The organism is Arthrobacter sp. 147(2020), from assembly GCF_013116715.1.
Taxonomy (GTDB): Bacteria; Actinomycetota; Actinomycetes; order Actinomycetales; family Micrococcaceae; genus Arthrobacter_D.
On sequence record NZ_JABFOM010000002.1, the window covers coordinates 225,469 to 243,989 of the forward strand.

Annotated in this window: 12 protein-coding genes and 1 tRNA gene; 5 read left to right on the forward strand and 8 right to left on the reverse strand. The window is 65.3% G+C overall.

Annotated elements, in window-relative coordinates; translation table 11 throughout:
* Nucleotides 1–44: 44 nt before the first annotated feature.
* Both HMI58_RS03285 and HMI58_RS03290 read right to left on the reverse strand, forming a co-directional pair.
* Nucleotides 45–872, reverse strand: coding sequence for an electron transfer flavoprotein subunit beta/FixA family protein (locus HMI58_RS03285; protein WP_171618133.1), 828 nt, complete (start codon nt 870–872; stop codon nt 45–47).
* A gap of 134 nt (nt 873–1,006) precedes the next feature.
* Entirely contained in the window at nt 1,007–2,425 is a 1,419-nt protein-coding gene (locus HMI58_RS03290; protein WP_171618134.1) for a trypsin-like peptidase domain-containing protein, read from the reverse strand.
* A 317-nt stretch (nt 2,426–2,742) separates the two neighbouring features.
* Here HMI58_RS03290 and HMI58_RS03295 point away from each other — a divergent pair, with 317 nt between their 5' ends.
* The 3 genes from HMI58_RS03295 to HMI58_RS03305 all read left to right on the forward strand — a co-directional run bounded on the left by HMI58_RS03295 (nt 2,743) and on the right by HMI58_RS03305 (nt 7,272).
* Nucleotides 2,743–4,890 carry a TPM domain-containing protein gene (locus HMI58_RS03295; RefSeq protein ID WP_171618135.1) on the forward strand — a complete coding sequence of 716 codons (2,148 nt, stop codon included), beginning with the start codon at nt 2,743–2,745 and terminating at the stop codon, nt 4,888–4,890.
* A gap of 75 nt (nt 4,891–4,965) precedes the next feature.
* Nucleotides 4,966–5,745, forward strand: a complete 780-nt coding sequence (locus HMI58_RS03300) for a PspA/IM30 family protein (RefSeq protein WP_171584084.1) — start codon at nt 4,966–4,968, stop codon at nt 5,743–5,745.
* 123 nt (nt 5,746–5,868) lie between these two features.
* A complete protein-coding gene (locus HMI58_RS03305; protein ID WP_171618136.1) occupies nt 5,869–7,272 on the forward strand; it encodes a deoxyribodipyrimidine photo-lyase in 1,404 nt (467 codons plus the stop codon).
* A gap of 181 nt (nt 7,273–7,453) precedes the next feature.
* Here HMI58_RS03305 and HMI58_RS03310 read toward each other — a convergent pair.
* The 3 genes from HMI58_RS03310 to HMI58_RS03320 all read right to left on the reverse strand — a co-directional run bounded on the left by HMI58_RS03310 (nt 7,454) and on the right by HMI58_RS03320 (nt 11,939).
* Nucleotides 7,454–7,527, reverse strand: a tRNA-Met gene (locus tag HMI58_RS03310).
* A 71-nt stretch (nt 7,528–7,598) separates the two neighbouring features.
* Nucleotides 7,599–10,529, reverse strand: a complete 2,931-nt coding sequence (locus HMI58_RS03315; RefSeq protein ID WP_171584317.1) for a UPF0182 family protein — start codon at nt 10,527–10,529, stop codon at nt 7,599–7,601.
* A 309-nt stretch (nt 10,530–10,838) separates the two neighbouring features.
* Nucleotides 10,839–11,939 carry a S16 family serine protease gene (locus HMI58_RS03320; protein WP_171618137.1) on the reverse strand — a complete coding sequence of 367 codons (1,101 nt, stop codon included), beginning with the start codon at nt 11,937–11,939 and terminating at the stop codon, nt 10,839–10,841.
* Between the two features lie 359 nt (nt 11,940–12,298).
* Here HMI58_RS03320 and HMI58_RS03325 point away from each other — a divergent pair, with 359 nt between their 5' ends.
* Both HMI58_RS03325 and HMI58_RS03330 read left to right on the forward strand, forming a co-directional pair.
* Complete coding sequence (locus HMI58_RS03325; RefSeq protein WP_171584081.1) at nt 12,299–13,729, forward strand: zinc-dependent metalloprotease; 1,431 nt, start codon at nt 12,299–12,301, stop codon at nt 13,727–13,729.
* Nucleotides 13,729–14,772, forward strand: a complete 1,044-nt coding sequence (locus tag HMI58_RS03330; RefSeq protein ID WP_171618138.1) for an aldo/keto reductase — start codon at nt 13,729–13,731, stop codon at nt 14,770–14,772. Before HMI58_RS03325 ends, HMI58_RS03330 begins: the two co-directional genes overlap by 1 nt.
* A gap of 46 nt (nt 14,773–14,818) precedes the next feature.
* Here the strand turns inward: HMI58_RS03330 and HMI58_RS03335 are convergent, their stop codons facing one another.
* From HMI58_RS03335 to nudC, 3 genes are read right to left on the reverse strand one after another with little or no spacing between them, the layout of a single operon-like run.
* Nucleotides 14,819–15,397 carry a M48 family metallopeptidase gene (locus HMI58_RS03335; protein ID WP_171618139.1) on the reverse strand — a complete coding sequence of 193 codons (579 nt, stop codon included), beginning with the start codon at nt 15,395–15,397 and terminating at the stop codon, nt 14,819–14,821.
* A complete protein-coding gene (locus HMI58_RS03340) occupies nt 15,394–17,505 on the reverse strand; it encodes an ATP-dependent DNA helicase UvrD2 (protein WP_171618140.1) in 2,112 nt (703 codons plus the stop codon). Before HMI58_RS03340 ends, HMI58_RS03335 begins: the two co-directional genes overlap by 4 nt.
* Before the next feature lie 2 nt (nt 17,506–17,507).
* Complete coding sequence (nudC, locus tag HMI58_RS03345) at nt 17,508–18,479, reverse strand: NAD(+) diphosphatase (RefSeq protein ID WP_171618141.1); 972 nt, start codon at nt 18,477–18,479, stop codon at nt 17,508–17,510.
* Nucleotides 18,480–18,521 lie beyond the last annotated feature (42 nt).

The window sequence follows — 18,521 nt, forward strand, 5'->3', positions numbered from 1 at the left end:
TTCGGGCACGGAATTCGGTGGATTGCCACGGCAGCTGTGGCTTGCTACAGCAGTTTCTGCGCCGCAAGGAAATCCACGATCCGGATTCCGGCGTCACCCTCGTCGCTGATGATGGTTCCCTGGCTCCGGGGCGGCCTGGGATCGGCGGTCAGGACTCTCGTCCAGGCACCCGCCAGCCCCACTTCACTGGCGTCGACGCCGACGTCCTCGAGTGAGAGGGTCGTCAGAGGTTTCTTCTTCGCGGCCATGATGCCCTTGAAGTTCGGGTACCGTGGCTCGTTGATCTGATCGGTCACCGAGACCACGGCCGGCAGGGTGGCCTCAACCGTTTCCGAGTAGACGTCACCGTCCCGGCGTGCCGTCAGCGACCAGGAACCGTCCTGCTGCTGCACCTCCAGCGATGAGGCGAAAGTGACCTGCGGCAGGTCCAGGCGTTCGGCCAGCTGCGCGGGCACCAGCGAGGTTTCGCCATCGGTCGATGCCATCCCGGTGAGCACCAGGTCCACGGCGCCGAGGTGGCGGACGACGGCGGCGAGCGCCCGGGAGGTGCCGGCCGCATCCGAGCCTGCGAGGGCCTCGTCGCTCAGGTGGACCCCCGCGTGGGCCCCGATCTGGAGCGCCTTCTTGACGGCGCTGGCGGCGGCGGGCGGGCCCATGGTAACGGCAGTGACCCGGTGTCCGGAGGCCTCCCCGCCATGCGCCTCGACAATCTGCAGCGCTGCTTCCAGCGCATACTCGTCGAGCTCCGAGAGGATGCTCTCCTCACGGACGGTGGTCCGGTCTTCGCCGCTGATATGCCGGTCGAACTGCGCGTCTGGCACATGCTTTACCAGGACCACGATGTCCAGGCCTGCCTGCGATGCGTCTTCCATTGCTGCCTTTCCTCTGACGGGGATCTCCCCTGACCTAGCTAACCATATCGGGGTCCCCCGATGGCGGGGCCAGTCATCGAAGCAGGGCGGTCTCCCAAGGAGAGCCGCCCTGCGCTACAACCGGTGGTCGGCAGTTACCCTTCTGCCTGCCCCACGGTGACATCAACGGTCTGGGTTTCACCGTTGCGCAGGAACTCGACGCTTACGGTGTCCCCCGCTGCCTGCATCCTGACTGCCGCAGTGAGGTCGCGTGGATCGGTGATCTGCCGTCCTGCCACGTTGGTGATGACATCACCCTCCTGGAACCCGGCGCTGGCTGCCGGAGATCCTGGTTCAACCCCAGCAACCTCAGCGCCGACGGAGAAAGAGGTATCCCCGCTGGAATTCTCTGATGCTGATGGCGAGACCGACACCCCCAGGAATCCGTGGGAGGCGCTTCCTTCCTCGATGATTTCCCGGGCCACCCGCTCCGCATAGTTGATCGGGATCGAGAAGCCGACACCGATGTTTCCGGTGCTTTCCGCCGATCCTGCCGAAGCAATGGCAACGTTGACACCGATCACATTGCCCTGACCATCCACCAGTGCTCCACCGGAGTTCCCCTGGTTGATGGCTGCGTCAGTCTGGATGACGTTCAGGTAGATGGATCCCTGTGCCTGGTTCTGGGGTACCTCTGTCCCTTCGGGCGGAAGGAAGTTGAAACCGTCGCCTTCCTGCTCGGGGGCAGCATCAGCCGATTCCTCGGGCACCGCCGAGGAGGCCACGCTGATGGTCCGGTTGAGGGTCGAGATGATGCCGTCAGTCACCGTTCCGCTCAGGCCCAACGGAGCACCGATCGCGATGGCGGTGTCGCCGACATTCAGCGCATCCGAGTCCGCGAGGGTGGCCGGCTGCAGATCCGGAGCATCAACCTTGATCACCGCGAGGTCGGACAGCGGGTCGGTTCCGACGATTTCCGCGGGGAATACCCTCCCGTCACTGGTTCGGACCTCCACCGCAGCATCGCTGACCTGCCCGCCCAGGGTGACCACGTGTGTATTGGTGAGGATATGCCCCTCGTCGTCAAGCACGATGCCCGAACCGGAGCCGCCGGAGCCGGCGCCGCTCACGGCAATCGTGACCACACTGGGGGAAGCCTTGACGGCGGCCCCGGTGACCTCATTGACGCTTTCGGTGTCGTTGACGACGACCGACTGTGACTGGCCGGTCGTGGCGGCCGGCGTGACTGTCTCTCCGCCGAGCAGCTGGTCCGCGCCTGCGACAACGCCGCCGCCAATCAGCCCGGCAATCAGGACCCCGCTGACGAAGGTAGCGGTACCGAAGCGCTTCTTGTCCCGCTGTTGCGGAAGAGCTGCGGGGGGCAGGGCCGATCCGTAAAAGCCACCACTGGAGTGGGAGCCGTCGTCGTAGGCGGCGGTATGGGACTGCTCGGCGGTCGGAGGACCACCGTTTCCCTCATCTGGACGAGAGGAATCCGCCCACACGTGGGATGGGGGTGTCTGCGGGCGCGGTGGGATGTTCCGTTCGAACCCGTGCAAGTTGTCGTCAGTCATCGGAATGCCTTTCGTCTCGATGCATCGAACTATGCCAAAGCATTCTGGACCTTTGACTGATGTTCGCTGGGTGAATACTGTGAGCCAACCGGACGTCATGGCGCTCCTGCCAGCTATTCTCCTCGGGTCCGCCGCCCACCGCAAAGATCGGGGCGGCGGCGGCCCCTGTTTCGCTAGGGGCAGATGGGGTTAGGTGGACTGCCCCACTGGTGCACCCTAGAATTCAAAAAGGGCGTGTGACAGCGTGGGGGCATCTGCCACCGACCGCTGGCCCGCCGTTCACTGGGATTCCGGGGACACTCATCGAAGGGTATTGAATGCGATCGAGCACCAGGCGCCTCGCGGCAACAGTAGGCGTCACCGCTGCACTAATGCTGCCCCTGACCACACTTCCCGGCGTGTACGCTGCGCCACCGGTCGACTTCGGTGCGGAGGAGATCATCGACGACGCCGGTGTCCTCGACTCGGGCGGGCTGGCCGAACTCGAAGATGCGATCGCCCAGCTGAGGGACGAAGAGGGGTACCGGCTGCGGGTGGTTTATGTCGACACCTTCACTGATCCAGAAGACCCAGAGGAGTGGACAGCCCAGACCGCCGAACTTAGCGGACTCGGCGAATCCGACCTGCTGCTGACCGTCGCGATCGGAGACGAGAGCAGCTCGGGCCAGGCCAACTTTGTGGCCGCCAACTCCAGCCCCGTGCGCGCGGATGCGCCCCAGATTTACACGTCCTACATCCTGCCCGAACTGGAGGATGGGAACTGGGCCGCAGCGGGTGTCGCCGCAGCGACGGGTGTATCCGAATCACTCGCCGGTGAGACCGGCGGTTCAGGGAATGACGACAACGAATCGAACGGTGGTGGCAGCGCTTTGGGCGCGATTATTCTAGTAGGTGCCCTGGTGGCGCTCGCCGGTATCGGTGGCTTCTTCTTCCTCCGGTCCCGCAGCCAGAAATCGCTCACCAGCGGCCCCACCGAAACCCAGGACTTCGGTCCAGGACGCGGACCAGACGGCGAGGTCCTCGACCCGTTGGCGGCCTTCAGCGTCGAAGATCTGAGGAAGAAAGCGGGCAGCCTCCTCATTGCCGCCGATGATGCCATCAAGTCCAGCGAGCAGGAAGTCGGGTTCGCCCAGGCCCAGTACGGGGATGCAGCGGTGCAGCCTTTCGTCGACGACATCGCTGCTGCCAAGACTCACATGAGTGAGTCCTTCAAACTCCAGCAGCAGCTCGATGACCATATTCCCGACACCGAGGAACAACAGCGCACCTGGCTCGGCGACATCATCCGCCGCTGCGAATCGGTCAACAGCTCACTTCAGGAGCACAAGGCGGACTTCGACGCCCTCCGGGAACTCGAACGCAACGCCCCCGCTGCCCTGGCGGCGGCCCAGCGCTCTGCCGAGGAGGTCAGGACCCGTGTGGCAACCGCAGAGCAGACCCTGCGGCAGTTGCAGCAGAAGTACGCGGATTCGGCCACCTCGCAGGTACAGGACAACGTCGAGCAGGCCAACGAACGGTTGGAGTTCGTCGACAGCGCCTCCGCGTCGGCCCAGCAGCACCTGGATGCCGGTGATACCGGATCGGCGGTGATCGCCGTCCGGGCGGCTGAGGAAAGTGTTCACCAGACGACTGTTCTCCTTGAGGCCATCAGCAAGCGGGCTACCGAACTGGATGCGGCCAAGGAGGAGTTGGACCGCTCTGTTTCCGACACCGCCCAGGATCTGGCGCAGGCGCAGGCGATGCTCGCGACGGGTCAGCATCAGGAACTGGCTGGCCCGGTGGCCTCGGCGGAAGCTGCCCTCAACACGGTCCGTACCGAGTCGTCAGCGGGCAGGGTTGACCCGGTGTCGCTCCTGCAACGCACCGAGGCTGCGCATGCACAGCTGGACGCTGCGCTGGGCGGTGTAAAGAACCAGACCGAACAGACGCAACGCGCCCGTGAGGCGCTGCAGCATGCCATCATGGCGGCCCAGTCGCGTATTTCAGGAACTTCCGACTACATCCGTGCGAGGCGAGGTGGAGTCGGAAGCGAGGCACGCACCCGTCTCGCCGAGGCGGAACGGAACCTTGACTACGCGGTCCAGATCCAGTCGGACGACCCCGTCGCCGCACTGTCCCACGCACAGCAGGCAACGGCACTGGCAGAGCAGGCAGCCCAGATAGCCCAGCAGGACGTCGACGGCTTCGGCGGCGGCATGGGCGGTTTCGGTGGTGGAGGCATGTTCGGAGGCCGGGGCAACCAGGGCGGCGGCGGAATGGGCGGAGCCCTTCTCGGCGGCATCCTCCTTGGTGGAATCCTCAACGGTGGCGGTGGCGGCGGCGGCCTCTTCGGGGGCGGCGGCGGCGACAGCGGCGGAGGCTTCGGCGGTGGCGGCGGCGACATGTTCGGCGGCGGCGGCTTTGGAGGCTTCGGCGGGGGCGGCGGCGGCTTCGGCGACTTCGGTGGTGGCGGCGGCGATTTCTAGCCCACACCACGGCAACAGACCTCACCACAGTGGTGAAAACCTATCCAGAACAGACGCGAATTGAAAGGCAAACCCATGGTAAAACAGTCAATCTTCGGACGTATCGCCCAGCTAGCCAAGGCAAACATCAACTCCCTCCTGGACCAGGCGGAAGACCCCCAGAAGATGCTGGACCAGATGGTCCGTGATTACACCAACAGCATTGCCGAGGCCGAGAGCGCTGTGGCCCAGACCATCGGCAACCTGCGGATGCTGCAGGAGGACTACAAGGAAGACCTGGACAACGCCCGAAACTGGGGCAACAAGGCACTTGCCGCGTCGAAGAAGGCCGATGAGTACCGCAACGCCGGCGATACGGTCGATGCCGAGAAGTTCGACAACCTGGCCAAGGTGGCTATCCAGCGCCAGATGACCGCCGAGAACGAGGCACGCGGCGCAGAGCCGACCATCGGGTCGCAGGAAGAGATCGTCGAGAAGCTGAAGACCGGTCTCAACCAGATGAAGGGCAAGCTCAACGAGCTCACCAGCAAGCGCGACGAGCTGATCGCCCGCTCCCGCACCGCGCAGGCCCAGCAGCAGGTGCACGATGCGGTGAAGAGCATCGACTTCATGGACCCCACCAGCGAGGTGGGACGGTTCGAGGAGAAGATCCGCCGCGAGGAGGCCCGCGTGCTCGGTCAGGCTGAACTGGCCAATTCAAGCCTCGATTCGCAGTTCGAGAGCCTCGAAGACCTGGGCGAACAGACCGAGGTCGAAGCGCGCCTCGCCGCCCTGAAGTCCGGCGGCTCCGGCGGCCGCACGCCGTCGGCCATCGGGCAGGGCAGCGACTCCGAGGAATACCGGCCCGGCCAGTAACTCAGCTATCCCCGCGGGTAGGCCCGTGGGGATCGCAGCACAAAGCCGGCGTCCGGCGCAGAGCGAAGGGCGCCGGCTTTTTGCTGCCCTCTTCCTGTCCCCCGCGCCAGGTAGATTGGCATCATGTCTGAACAACAACTTGTCTGGCTCCGCGATGACCTACGCCTTGGCGACAACCCAGCGCTCTCCGCAGCCCTCGCGGCTGACGCCGAAAACACTATTGTCTGCTTCGTCTTCGACGAGGAAAGCGAGGGTATCCGCCCTCTCGGTGGAGCCACCCGCTGGTGGCTCCACCATTCACTTGCCAAACTTGGCCAAGCCATCGAACAGCTTGGCGGCCAACTGGTGCTGCGCTCCGGTCCAGCCGGTGATGTTATCCGCTCCCTGGTGCAAGAAACCGGCGCCGACCGGGTCCTGTGGAACCGTCGGTATGGACAGCCGGAGCGGACCATCGACGCTGCGCTGAAGTCGTGGTGTGGCGACAACGGGGTAGAAGCAACCAGCTTTCAGGCCAACCTCCTGTTCGAGCCCTGGCAGATCACCACCGGTGCCGGTGGACCATACAAGGTGTTCACGCCCTTCTGGCGGGCCTGCAGGGACCAGCCCGAACCACGGGCACCCCTGCCCGCTCCTGAGCGTCTGGCGGGCCCCTCTCTGCCGTCGGAGGACCTCGCCGCCTGGGGCCTACTCCCCACCCGGCCGGACTGGTCTGCAGGATTACAGGAACAGTGGACCCCCGGCGAGGACGGAGCCGCCGAACGGCTGGATGAGTTTTTGGACGGATCGGTTGACGGGTACGCCGGGAACAGGGACCTGCCCGGTGTCGAGGGCACCAGCCGGCTCTCACCCCACCTGCGGTTCGGCGAGATCAGTCCGTTCCAGATCTGGCACGCGTCGAAGGCTGCCACCAACCCTTCGATCGCGAAGGACATCCAGGTCTTCGGCTCCGAGGTGGGCTGGCGCGAGTTTTGCTGGCAGTTGTTGTACCACAACCCCGATCTGGCGACCCAGAACTACCGGCGGGACTTTGATGGGTTCGCGTGGCAGACGCCAACACCCGGCGAACTGGGTGCGTGGCAGCGTGGACGCACCGGCTACCCGCTGATTGATGCGGGAATGCGCCAGCTGTGGGACACCGGTTGGATGCATAACCGGGTGCGAATGGCCGCGGCGTCATTCCTGATCAAGAATCTGATGGTGGATTGGCGGGTGGGAGAGCAATGGTTCTGGGACACCCTGGTAGACGCCGACCCCGCCAACAATCCGGCGAACTGGCAGTGGGTTGCGGGCTCGGGTGCCGATGCCTCACCCTATTTCAGGATTTTCAATCCGGTCACCCAGAGCAAGAAATTCGACCGGGACGGCGCGTACCTCAAGCGCTTCGTTCCAGAACTGAGGGCTGCGGGAAACGTCCACGAGCCGTGGAAGGATGCCGAAGCACCGGGCGGCTACCCCTCCCCGGTGGTGGACCTGGCAGAAACCAGGGAACGTGCCCTGTCGGCCTACCAGGACCTCCGCGGCAGCTAGCTGCGGTAGACAAGGCTCCCCAACCCGAAGTGGATGAGCCGTCGGGGCTGCGCCGGTGAAAGCCCTGGGCGCAGCCCTCCGGGCTGGTCCAGCAGACTGGTTCCGGGGGCTCGTTCGGGGGGCTCGTCTGGGCACACAAAAAATCCCGGCCAGTCTGTGACTGGCCGGGATCTCTTTCTCGTTGCGGGGACAGGATTTGAACCTGTGACCTCTGGGTTATGAGCCCAGCGAGCTACCGAACTGCTCCACCCCGCGGCGTAAACTCAACGTTACGGCCCCGGGGTGGATAGTGCAAATCGGCGGGAATCGGGCGGCTATTCGCTGCCCTACTCCCCTGCTGGCGCGGCCCCTGACTGCCGCTCTTCGGCCTCCAGTGCCCGTGCCAGAGCGTCGCTCAGACGATCCTGGGCTTCACCGTAGGCAGCGAAGTCACCGTCGGCGAGGGCATCCTGCCCCTCCTGGATCGCCGTGTTGGCGTCCTCAAGTGCCGCCCGAAGGTCAGCTGCCGGATCGTCGGTTCCGCCGGTCGCCGGTGCGGTGGGCTCTTCAGTAGGTTCGCCCTCGGTGGGCTCACCCTCCACCGGTGGAGCAGCAGGATCGACCGGCGTCTCGCCGACGTTCTCGCTGTCACCGGTCACCGCTCCCGAGTCTCCGCCGAAGACCTGGTCCAGAGCCTCCGCGAGGGTCGGTGCGAAACCAACTTCTTCGCCGAAGCTCACCAGAACCCGCCGCAGGACGGGGAAGGACGAGTCGCCGGACGACTGAACGTAGACCGGCTGCACGTACGCCACGCCGCCACCGATGGGCAGGGTGAGCAGGTTACCGCTGATCACCTCGGAAGCACCCTGACGCAGCAGGTTCAGCTCCTGCGACACGGTGGTGTCCGAGTTGAAGAGGTTGGCAGCCTGACCGGGGCCGACCGCTGAATCCTGGCCTGATGAATCGAGCAGCCGCAGCGTGCCGTAGGTATCGGCTTTCACGCCATCCTCGCCAGTGCCGGCGTCGCCGTCGGCGGCCAGGAAGCCGTAGAGCACGTTCCGTGCCTCCTGGCCCGCAGGGACGAACGGGATGAACGGGGTGGTCAGCGAGAAGCTGGCCCCCTCCTGCTCGGGCATCTGCAGTGACAGGTAGTACGGCGGCTGGGGGACACTGATGGCCTCCCCTTCAAGCGTCGGATCGTTCGGAACGCTCCAGGCCTCGTTGTTGCTGTAGAAAGGCTCAGTCTCGGTCACGTGGTACCGGGCGAGCAGTTCGCGCTGCACCTTGAAGAGGTCCTCCGGGTATCGGACGTGGGCCATCAGGTCAGCCGACATGGCGCTGTAGGGCTGCAACGAGGAGGGGTAGATGTTCTGCCACGCCTTCAGGATCGGGTCTTCCTCATCCCAGGCGTACAGGTCCACTGATCCGTCATAGGCATCGACTGTCGCCTTGACCGCGTTACGGATGTAGTTGACCTGCTCCGGTGGGAGCGTGGTGGCAAGCCCCTCGGCGGTCAGTGAATCCTGGGTTGCCGACTGCAGCTCCTGCTGCGTCGAGTACGGGTAGTCGGCGGTGGTGGTGTACCCATCGATGATCCACTTCACGCGGCCGTCGACAATCGCGGGGTAGCTGTTGCCGTCGAGGGTCAGGTAAGGGGCGACCTTTTCGACCCGCTCCACTGGATCCCGATCGTAGAAGATCTGGGATTCGCTGTTGACCTGGTCCGACAGCAGGAGGTCGGTCGACTGGAACTTCAGCGCGTACACCAACCGGTTGAAGATGTTGCCGACGTCGGGTCCGCCGCTGCCCTGGAAGGTGCTGCGCGACTGCTGGTCGGATTCCTCGCTCTGCGGGCGGTCAATCTCGATCGGGTTGGCACCCTCGGGTGCGCCGACTACCGAATACAACGGGGATTCCTCGCCGAAGTAGATCCGGGGTTCATAGGTCGACTCATCGCCCAGGGACCCGGTGGACGGGATCCCCGACTGTATGAAGGTCGGGCGGCCATCAGGTTCGGTGGTCGAACCCGCTGCAGCGACAATCCCGTAACCGTGCGTGTACAGGACGTGCTCGTTGATCCAGCCGTCCGGTACGCCCGCAGTGTTCAGTTCACGAACAGCGATCACAGTGTCCTCGACTTCGCCGTCGATCTCGTACCGGTCGACGTTGAGGGTCTCGGGGAACTGGTAGTACTGCCGGAACTGCTGGAGCTGGCTGAAGGCGTCGCTGACCAGGTTCGGGTCGAGCAGCCGGATGTTCGCAGTGGTTTCGCCGTCCTCGTCAAGGGCGCCGGGCTCGGGGATGTCCGTCGGGTTGTATGCGCTGACCTCGACCTCGTCCAGCCCGTAGGCCGCACGCGTCAGATCGATGTTGCGTTCGATGAACGGCTCTTCACGGCTGAACTCTGAGGGCACCACCTGGAAGCGCTGGATGACCCAGGGGTACACGCCGCCGGCCAGGATAGCCACGATGATCAGCATCGCGGTGCCGATGATCGGGAGGCGCCACCGGCCGATGACGGCGGAGACGATGAACAGGACGGCGACGATGATCGCGGCTGCGGCGAGAATCGCCTTGGTGGGAATCACCGCATTGACGTCGGTGTAGAGAGCCCCGTCCCAGCGTCCGCCGGTACCGGTCAGGGTGGCGTAGCGGTCCAGCCAGTAGTTGACGCCCTGCAACAGGAGGAACAGCGCCGCGAGGATGGCAATGTGGACGCGGGCTGCCTTGGAAGTAAAGAGGCCCTTTTCCTCGAGGCGGATGCCGCCGTAGAGGTAGTGGGTCAGGATGCCGGCGATGGCACTGATGATGACCACGCTGATCAGGAAGCCGATCAGGAAGGTCAGGAACGGCAGGGTGAACACGTAGAACGCAATGTCCAGGCCAAACTCGGGGTCAACCTCGCCAAAGGGCTCCTGGTTGAAGAACAGCAGGACCGGCTGCCACTGGGAAGCGGCGGCGGTGCCGGCGAAGGCCGCAAGCACCACTGGGATGCCGAGCATCAGGAGGCGGCGGATGGGTTCCAGCTGGGCCTGGTACCGGTTCAGGTTGTCCTGGACCGCACTGTCAGGGGCATAGATCGGCCGTGACCGGTACGCAACCCGGAGGCTGAAGTACACGCAGATCCCCATAATGAGGAATGCAGCTGCGAACAGGCCGATCCGGGAAAGGTTCTCCGTCACGAAGACCTCGACGAATCCGAGCTGGCTGTACCAGAGCACATCGGCGTAGATCTGGGAGACCCAGACGAAGGCGATGACCAGCACGGCCAGCACCACCAACGTCGGGATGAGCGGGCTGCGTCTTTTCGCGCTGTTGGAATTGGTCTGGCTCGGCCTGCCGCCGAACGGCCGGTCTTCTCCGGAAGTCACATTTACCTCATCGTTGGATCCGTTGGATCACGGAAACCCCGTTCCCACTGCCCAGATCGGCAGTGCGACGCAGTAGTTCCATGCTTTTCCATTCTGCCCTGAACACGTCTGAGCAGCCCAATTTCGTTCCGGTCCGAGCCTGTTGACCCAAGATCGAAATGAAATCGTGTCCAAACCAGCCGTGAGGGAGCATCGGCGAGGTGCTGTTCTCCCCGATCAGCCGGCTTCGCAGGTGGGAAGGTCGGCGCCGTCGTTGCCGGCGCCGAGAGTGCTGACCGCTGCCACGGCGTCGTCGAGGGTTTCCACCCGGACCACCTGCAGCCCGTCGGGAACATGACCCACCACCTCGTCGCAATTGGCGGCCGGGGCCAGGAACACTTCGGCCCCCGCCTCACGGGCACCCGCAAGTTTCTGGCGGATCCCGCCGATGGGACCCACGGTGCCGGCCGAGTCGATGGTTCCGGTGCCGGCGAAGTGTTTGCCCCCGGTCAGCTCACCCTCGGTGAGGAGGTCGACGATCCCGAGGGCGAACATCGATCCGGCCGACGGGCCGCCGACGTTGTCGAGGGCGATGGTGATGTCGAATGGGAAGGTGAAGTTGGCGACCAGCCCCACCCCGAGCTGGAAGTCCCCCTCCGGTGACTCCTTGGGGGTGACGGCCTCGGTGATCTCCCCGCCGTCGCGCAGCAGTCCAATGTCGACCGACTCGCCGTTCGCAGCGTTCAGTGAGCTCCGGAGCACCCCTATATTGGTGACTTCGGTCCCGTCGACAGAGGTGATGACGTCGCCCTCCTCAAGGATTCCTGTCGCGGCCGCATCCTCGACCAGGCCCGCGACGGAGAGCTCCTCCTCGAACTCAATGTCCAGGTGGGCGAGGGCTGCGGCAATTGCCGATTCCTGGGAGGACGTCATCGCTACCGCGTTCTGCTCCTGGATGTCCTCCTGCGTGACATCGGGCGGGTACCGCAGCTCCCGGGGCACCACCGACTCGGTGGGGTCGAGCCATGCCCTGAAGACTTCAAAGATGCCAAGCTGGGTTCCCGGCCCGCCGGTCACGTACACGGTGGTCAGATCCAGGTCGCCGGAGGTGGGGAAGGTTTCCCTGCCTTCCACCTCGATGAGCGGCTGGGAATCGATCTCCCCGATGGTGTTGAAGGTGGGGCCGGGAGACTCCACCACGTAGGGCGCGGGCAGCAGGATCGCCGCCGCACCCAGCAGGAGCGCCAGGAATCCCGACACCACCATCACCGTAAAGCGGGGGTCCCTGGATGCCTTGGTGGGCGGCGGCGGGACGTCGACGTGGGTGGGCTGGGTCAACAGGGAACCTTCTCTTGAATTCAGGCACTGCCGTCTTCAGACACTGCCGCAACGATCAGACACTGCGCTCTTGGCTGGTAGTGCGTGATGGAACAACTTGTCCTCGCCAGACTTTGCCAGTTCCCCGGACCCCACGCGTGAGCCTCTCCAGCGTACTTCCTGCACCGGCCGAGGGCACCTATCGCTGGCCAGGTGTCCGCTTTGCCCTCAGCGAACGGTTCAGCGCGCCCGGGACAACGCGAGAGAGCGGCGGGTAACGTGGACGCCAGAACAAGTAGTTCACCGGCTGCACCTGAGCCACTTCCGGCTCCAGCAGCAGCCACATCCAACAGCAGCCAATTCCAGGACCGGTGGTAGCAGTGACGTCCAACCCGTCAGATCCGTCGAACGACGACGGCGACACCCCCAAGGACCCCCTCGCCGAAATGCTGGCGCGCCTGATGGGTGGTAACGCACAGGGTATGGATCCGCAGGAGCTGGCCAAAGCAGCGGGACTGCCCTCCGACCCCCAGGCGATGGCGATGATGATGCAGCAGGTGCAGGCGATGTTCGCTGCGCAAAGCGACGGGCCGGTGAACTGGAAGCTCGCCCATGAACACGCCCGACGTGTCGCGGCATCCGACAGCGATCCCTCGGTCACGCCACAGCAGCGGCGCGACGTCGACGAGGCCCTGAAGCTCGCCGAAATGTGGCTGGATCCGGTGACTGATTTCCCTTCCACCAGCACCCTCGGCCGTGCGTGGTCGCGCGCCGAATGGGTCGAGGCGACCATGGACACCTGGAAGCGGTTGACCGAACCGGTAGCTGTCAGCATCGCGAAGGCTCTTTCCGATGCGATCTCGGAGCAGCTGCCTGAGGAAATGAAGACCATGATGGGCGGAGCGTCATCGATGCTCCAGAACCTGGGTGGCGCCATGTTCGGCATGCAGCTGGGCCAGGCGGTCGGCGGCCTGTCCAAGGATGTGGTGAGTTCCACCGACATCGGCGTGCCGCTTGCTGAGGGGCAGATGGCACTCCTCCCTGCCAACGTCAGCGCGTTCGGCGAGGGCCTGGACATTCCCGAGCAGGAAGTCAGGCTGTTCCTCGCCGTGCGGGAAGCCGCCCATACCCGCTTGTTCACAAGGGTGCCCTGGCTGTCCGCCCACCTGCTGGGTGCTGTGGAAAGTTATGCCCGCGGGATCCACATCGACATGTCAAGAATCGAAGAGGTCGCACGGGACATTGACCCGTCCAACCCCGAGTCCATGCAGGCTGCCCTCTCCGAGGGCGTTTTCATGCCGGGACGCACTCCACAACAGGACGCCGCCCTGGTCAGGCTCGAAACCGCCCTTGCACTGGTGGAGGGGTGGGTCGACGAGCTGACCGCAGCCGCCACCGCCAACCTGCCATCCTCCGCCGCCCTGCGGGAAATGGTACGGCGGCGCCGCGCCACCGGCGGCCCTGCCGAGCAGGCGTTCGCTTCGCTCGTGGGACTTGAGCTACGCCCCCGGCGACTCCGTGACGCGGCCGCGCTGTGGGCACACCTCACCGAGGAACGAGGCATTGAGGGACGGGACGCGGTCTGGGAGCACCCAGACCTGCTGCCAACAGCAGAAGACCTCGACGACCCCCAGGGGTTCAGCCAGCGGCGACAGCTTGCCGAGTCCTCGGACTCCGAGGTTGATGCGGCGCTGCAGCGTCTGCTCGACGGCGGTTTTGACGAAGCGCCCGAAGCGGATGGGGCTGACCCGACTGACAAAGCTGAGCCGAACGACAACGACGACGACAATCCGGAAGACGAGAAAGCCTAATGTCTGAGACCACCACGACCCAGCCGACTACCCAGCTTGGCCGGACCGGTGTGGAGGTCAGCCGCCTCTGCCTCGGCACCATGATGTTTGGCGACTGGGGCAACAAGGACCACCAGGATTCGATCCGGATCATCCGGCGCGCCATCGATTCGGGAATCAACTTCATCGACAGCGCCGACATCTACGCATACGGCGAGTCGGAGGAAATTCTCGGCAAGGCGATCGCCGAGCATGGCAACCGCGAAGATCTGGTGATCGCCACCAAATTCTTCAACGGCATGAAACAGCTTCCCAACTACCGCGGCGGTTCCCGCCACTGGATCATGCGCGCGGTCGAGGACTCACTGCGCAGGCTGGGCACCGACTACATCGACCTGTACCAAATGCACCGGCCCGACGAGCACACTGACATCGACGAAACCCTCGGTGCGCTCGATGACCTCGTCCGCCAGGGCAAGGTCCGGTACATCGGCTCGTCGACGTTCCAGCCCTCCCAGGTGGTTGAAGCCCAGTGGGCCGCCCGGGAGCGTCGCACCTCCCGCTTCGTCACCGAGCAGCCGCCCTACTCCCTGTTGGCGCGGGCAGTGGAAGCTGACCTACTGCCGACCACCCACCGCCATGCGATGGGGACCCTCGTGTGGAGCCCGCTCGCCGGTGGCTGGTTGAGCGGGAAGTACCGTAAGGGCCAGGATCTTCCTGCTACGCGGCGTGGCTCCGAGAAGGATCCTTTCGACCTGACCAACCCCGTCACCGCCGCGAAACTCGAGGCAGCCGATGCCCTGGGTGGACTGGCTGATGACCTGGGGGTTCCGCTGACTCATCTCGCGCTGGCTTTCGTCCTCCGCCACCCGGGGGTCACCAGCGCGATTATTGGGCCCCGCACGATGGAGCAGCTCGAGTCGTTGCTGGACGCGGCGTCCCTGGACCTTGACGACGCGACCCTTGACCGGATCGACGAAATTGTTCCCCCCGGTACGAACATCGATCCGGCCGATGCGGGCTTCAGTAACTACTGGCTCGAAGCAGCCCGGCGCCGTCGCTGACAACACCCCTGACGGAGCCAGGCCACGGCCAAGACCCGGTCATTGCCTAGCGGCCAACCAACCCGTGGTTGGCCGCGAAGGCCGCGCCCGCAAGGAATGCCTTGGCCGTCTCGGTCTGGGGATACGCCTCCAGCAGCCGCCAGAAGTTCCTGTTGTGTGATGGTTCGATCAGGTGGGCCATCTCGTGCAGAATGACGTAGTCCACCACCCAGTCGGGCATGCCCTGCAGCTTGTGGGAAAGCCTGATCGTCCTGCGTGACGGAGTGGCTGAAGCCCACCGGGAGTTCTGGTTTCGCACCCAGCCGATCTTCAGGGGCTGGCCCCTCCCCTGCAGGTAGTCCCGCGACAGATCGGCTGCCCGCTGCAGAAGCTCATCCGTGGGTCCCGTGGTTCCGTCGCCATCGGCGTGCCGCGGCGTCTGTGAGTGTTTGGACTGCAGCTTGGAAACCATCCGGTGCACCCATTCCCTCTCCTGCGCGGCACTGAAGTGGGCTGGGATGGAAACGATCACGACGCCGTCGCGCAGGTCCGCGCTCACAGTGCGCCGCCGGCGCGCCGAGCGTCGGACCTCAACGGGCGGGTTGCCGGTCCCCAGCGACCAGCTGTCGGCGGGCGCGGCCGTCATGAGGAGTTGCTGTCCGCGATGATGGCGAGGACTGACTCGCCATACTTTTCCAGCTTTGACGGGCCGATCCCGGCGAGACCACCGAGGGATTCGATGGTTTCCGGCCGCGCTTCGGCGATGGCGACCAGCGTGGCATCAGTGAAGACAACGAAGGCGGGCACGTCGTTCTCTCGTGCCTGTTCCAGCCGCCAGGCCCGCAGCGCCTCGAACGTGGCTTCCTGATAGGTCGCCGGACAATCAGCGCAGCGACCGATCTTGCGCTCGGACCCGGAGCCCAGTACTTTCCCGCATACACGGCAGGTGGACGGGGCCGACACCTTCCGTGGCTGCCGGGCCTTCGGCGTGCGGTAGACCCGCTCGCCGTCGGCGGTGGGGCGCAGTCCGTCGAGGAAGCGTGTGGGTTTGCGGCTGGCCCGCCCACCCGGGGTGCGGGCGGTCGACCAGGACAGGGCCAGGTGTTCCCGCGCCCGGGTGATCCCGACGTAGAGGAGCCTGCGCTCCTCGTCAACCGCCTCGGGCGTATCGGCAAAGGAGATCGGCATCAGGCCCTCGCTGAGTCCCACCAGGAACACCGCGTCCCATTCGAGGCCCTTTGCCGCGTGGAGGGAGGCGAGGGTGACTCCCTGGACGGTGGGGGCGTGCTGGGCTGCGGCCCGCTCCTCCAGTTCGGCGACGAAGTCCTGCAGGGTGAACCCGTCAGCCGCCCGTGACTCGCTGAGCTCGTCGGCCAGTGCCACCAGCGCGGCGAGCGATTCCCATTTTTCCCTGACGGCGCCTGAGCTTCCTGGCGCTACGGCTGTGTAGCCGAGGCTGGCCAGGATGTCCCGGACCAGCTGGGGAACGTCGTCGGACCCGGCGGTCCGTGCCCCGGCGCGCAGTTGCAGCAGCGAGTCCCGGACTTCCCGGCGCGCGAAGAAGCGTTCACCGCCCCGCAGCTGGTAGCCGATTCCGGCGCTGGCGAGCGCCTGTTCGTAGGCTGCGGACTGCCCGTTGGTCCGGTAGAGGATAGCGATTTCGCTGGCCTGTACCCCGCTGTCCATCAGCGCGGCGATCCGGCGGGCGGCCTCGGCTGCTTCGGCTTCATCGTCGCTGCACTCGGTGAAGGACGGCTCAGGACCGGCCGGCCGCTGGGCGATCAGTTCCAGCGGGGTCGACCAGCTGGAGGATCCGGGGTGCCTTCCGGTTTCGGCGGTCCGGGCTGCGAGCAGGTTGTTGGCGAGCCGGACCACCTGCGGCGTGGAGCGGTAGTCGCGCACCAGCCGGACCACCTGGGCGCCCTCGTACCGGCCGGTGAAGTCGAGCAGGTGACGCGACGTCGCCCCGGTGAACGAGTAGATCGTCTGGCTTGCGTCGCCGACGACGCAGAGTTCACGGCGGTCGCCAAGCCACAGGTCGAGCAGACGCTGCTGGAGCGGGGAAACGTCCTGGTACTCGTCAACCACGAAGTGACGGTACTGGGCCCGCACGGTTGCCGCGACCTTTTCGTCCTCTTGCAGGATGCCCACTGTGATGAGCAGGACGTCCTCGAAGTCGATGACGTTGCGGTCAATTTTCAGGTCCTCGTAGCCGGCGAAGATCCGGGCCACGGTGGTGAGGTCCATACCGGCGGGTTCCACCCGGCCGGCGGCGGCCGCCGTGTACCGCTCGGGGGTGAGCATCGAGACCTTGGCCCATTCAATCTCTGCCGCAACGTCCCGGATGGCCGCGCGGTCGGTGGACAGCCGCAGCCGTCGGGCGGCCTCCGCGATCAGCTGTGCCTTGTGGTCAAGGAGGGCAGGGAGCGGGCCACCCACCGCAGTGGGCCAGAAGTACTGGAGCTGCCGGAGTGCGGCGGCGTGGAAAGTCCGCGCCTGCACCCCCTGAGCGGAGAGGTCGCGGAGCCGGGTGCGCATCTCCGCAGCCGCCCGCGCTGTAAAGGTCACGGCGAGCACCTGCTGCGGCTTGTAGACCCCGGTGTGGACGCCGTAGGCGATCCGGTGGGTGATGGCCCTGGTCTTGCCGGTCCCGGCACCGGCAAGGACACACAGTGGTCCCGTGAGGGTGGACGCGACTGTGCGCTGTTCGTCGTCGAGGCCGGCCAGGATCCTCTCTTCGAGAGTTGTTTCCATGCCTATGGCCGGTCCTCCGCGACTGACTCATCGAGAGGGCCGCCGTACCAGTGCTCAATCAGTGCACGGGAGACCGACACTCCCGTGGGGATGGTGATGTCGCCGGCGCGCACCGCAGTCGAGAGCTCGGAGCGGGTAAACCACCTGACGTCCATGATTTCGACGCCGTCGGGCACCTGGTTGGTATTCACGGCCGTGGCGATGAAGCCCAGCATCAGTGACGCAGGGAAAGGCCACGGCTGCGATCCGAGGTACTGCGGCGAATGCACTTCGATCCCCGACTCTTCGGCGACCTCGCGGATCACCGCGCCCTCGAGCGACTCCCCCGGTTCAACGAACCCGGCGAGGGTCGAGAACCTTCCCTCCGGCCAGGCAGCAGCCGATCCCAGCAGCAGCCGATCGGCTTCGTCGACGACTGCGACGATGATGGCCGGATCAGTCCGGGGGTAGTGGTCTGTGCCGTCGGACGGGCAGCGGCGCACCCAGCCACCCTCAGTAACTTCGGTCAACGTGCCACAGCGGGGGCAGTGGGTGTGTTTGGCATGCCAGTTGGCGATGGCGACAGCCTGGGCGAAAATACCCGCGTCCCGGCCGGACAGGAGAGTCGCGGCCGCGCGCAGGTCCACCCAGCCATCGTCGTCGAGGATGTCCGGGTCCACCGCATCCAGGACTGCCAAAAGAATATGGGTACCCTCCGGGACACCGCCGTGGTCCGGGTCATCAGCGAGTGTCCGGCCGAGATAGATCGGCGTGTCCGGACGCTTCACCTGGGCTGAGTCCTTCAACATCAGCCGGCCATCGAGCATCGGTGACCGGCCCTGCGCAATGAACATCACACGGGTGCCGGGTGCTCCCCACAGATCATCCAGCAGCGTAGGGCTGGACCGGAGAGCCCCGCCCCGGTCCAGGGACACCCGTGCCAGGGGGAGATTGCCAAAGGATGACAGTGCAGGGATCCGGAGGGTTTCGCTCATGGTTCTACGGTACGTTCTTGCTCCCCCAAAACACATTTCTCA

Coding starts and splice junctions, on each gene's coding strand:
- HMI58_RS03300 (WP_171584084.1), top strand. CDS start 4,966: ATGGTAAAACAGTCAATCTTCGGACGTATCGCCCAGCTAGCCAAGGCA.
- HMI58_RS03285 (WP_171618133.1), bottom strand. CDS start 872: ATGGAAGACGCATCGCAGGCAGGCCTGGACATCGTGGTCCTGGTAAAG.
- HMI58_RS03295 (WP_171618135.1), top strand. CDS start 2,743: ATGCGATCGAGCACCAGGCGCCTCGCGGCAACAGTAGGCGTCACCGCT.
- HMI58_RS03290 (WP_171618134.1), bottom strand. CDS start 2,425: ATGACTGACGACAACTTGCACGGGTTCGAACGGAACATCCCACCGCGC.
- nudC (WP_171618141.1), bottom strand. CDS start 18,479: ATGAGCGAAACCCTCCGGATCCCTGCACTGTCATCCTTTGGCAATCTC.
- HMI58_RS03340 (WP_171618140.1), bottom strand. CDS start 17,505: ATGGAAACAACTCTCGAAGAGAGGATCCTGGCCGGCCTCGACGACGAA.
- HMI58_RS03335 (WP_171618139.1), bottom strand. CDS start 15,397: ATGACGGCCGCGCCCGCCGACAGCTGGTCGCTGGGGACCGGCAACCCG.
- HMI58_RS03330 (WP_171618138.1), top strand. CDS start 13,729: ATGTCTGAGACCACCACGACCCAGCCGACTACCCAGCTTGGCCGGACC.
- HMI58_RS03305 (WP_171618136.1), top strand. CDS start 5,869: ATGTCTGAACAACAACTTGTCTGGCTCCGCGATGACCTACGCCTTGGC.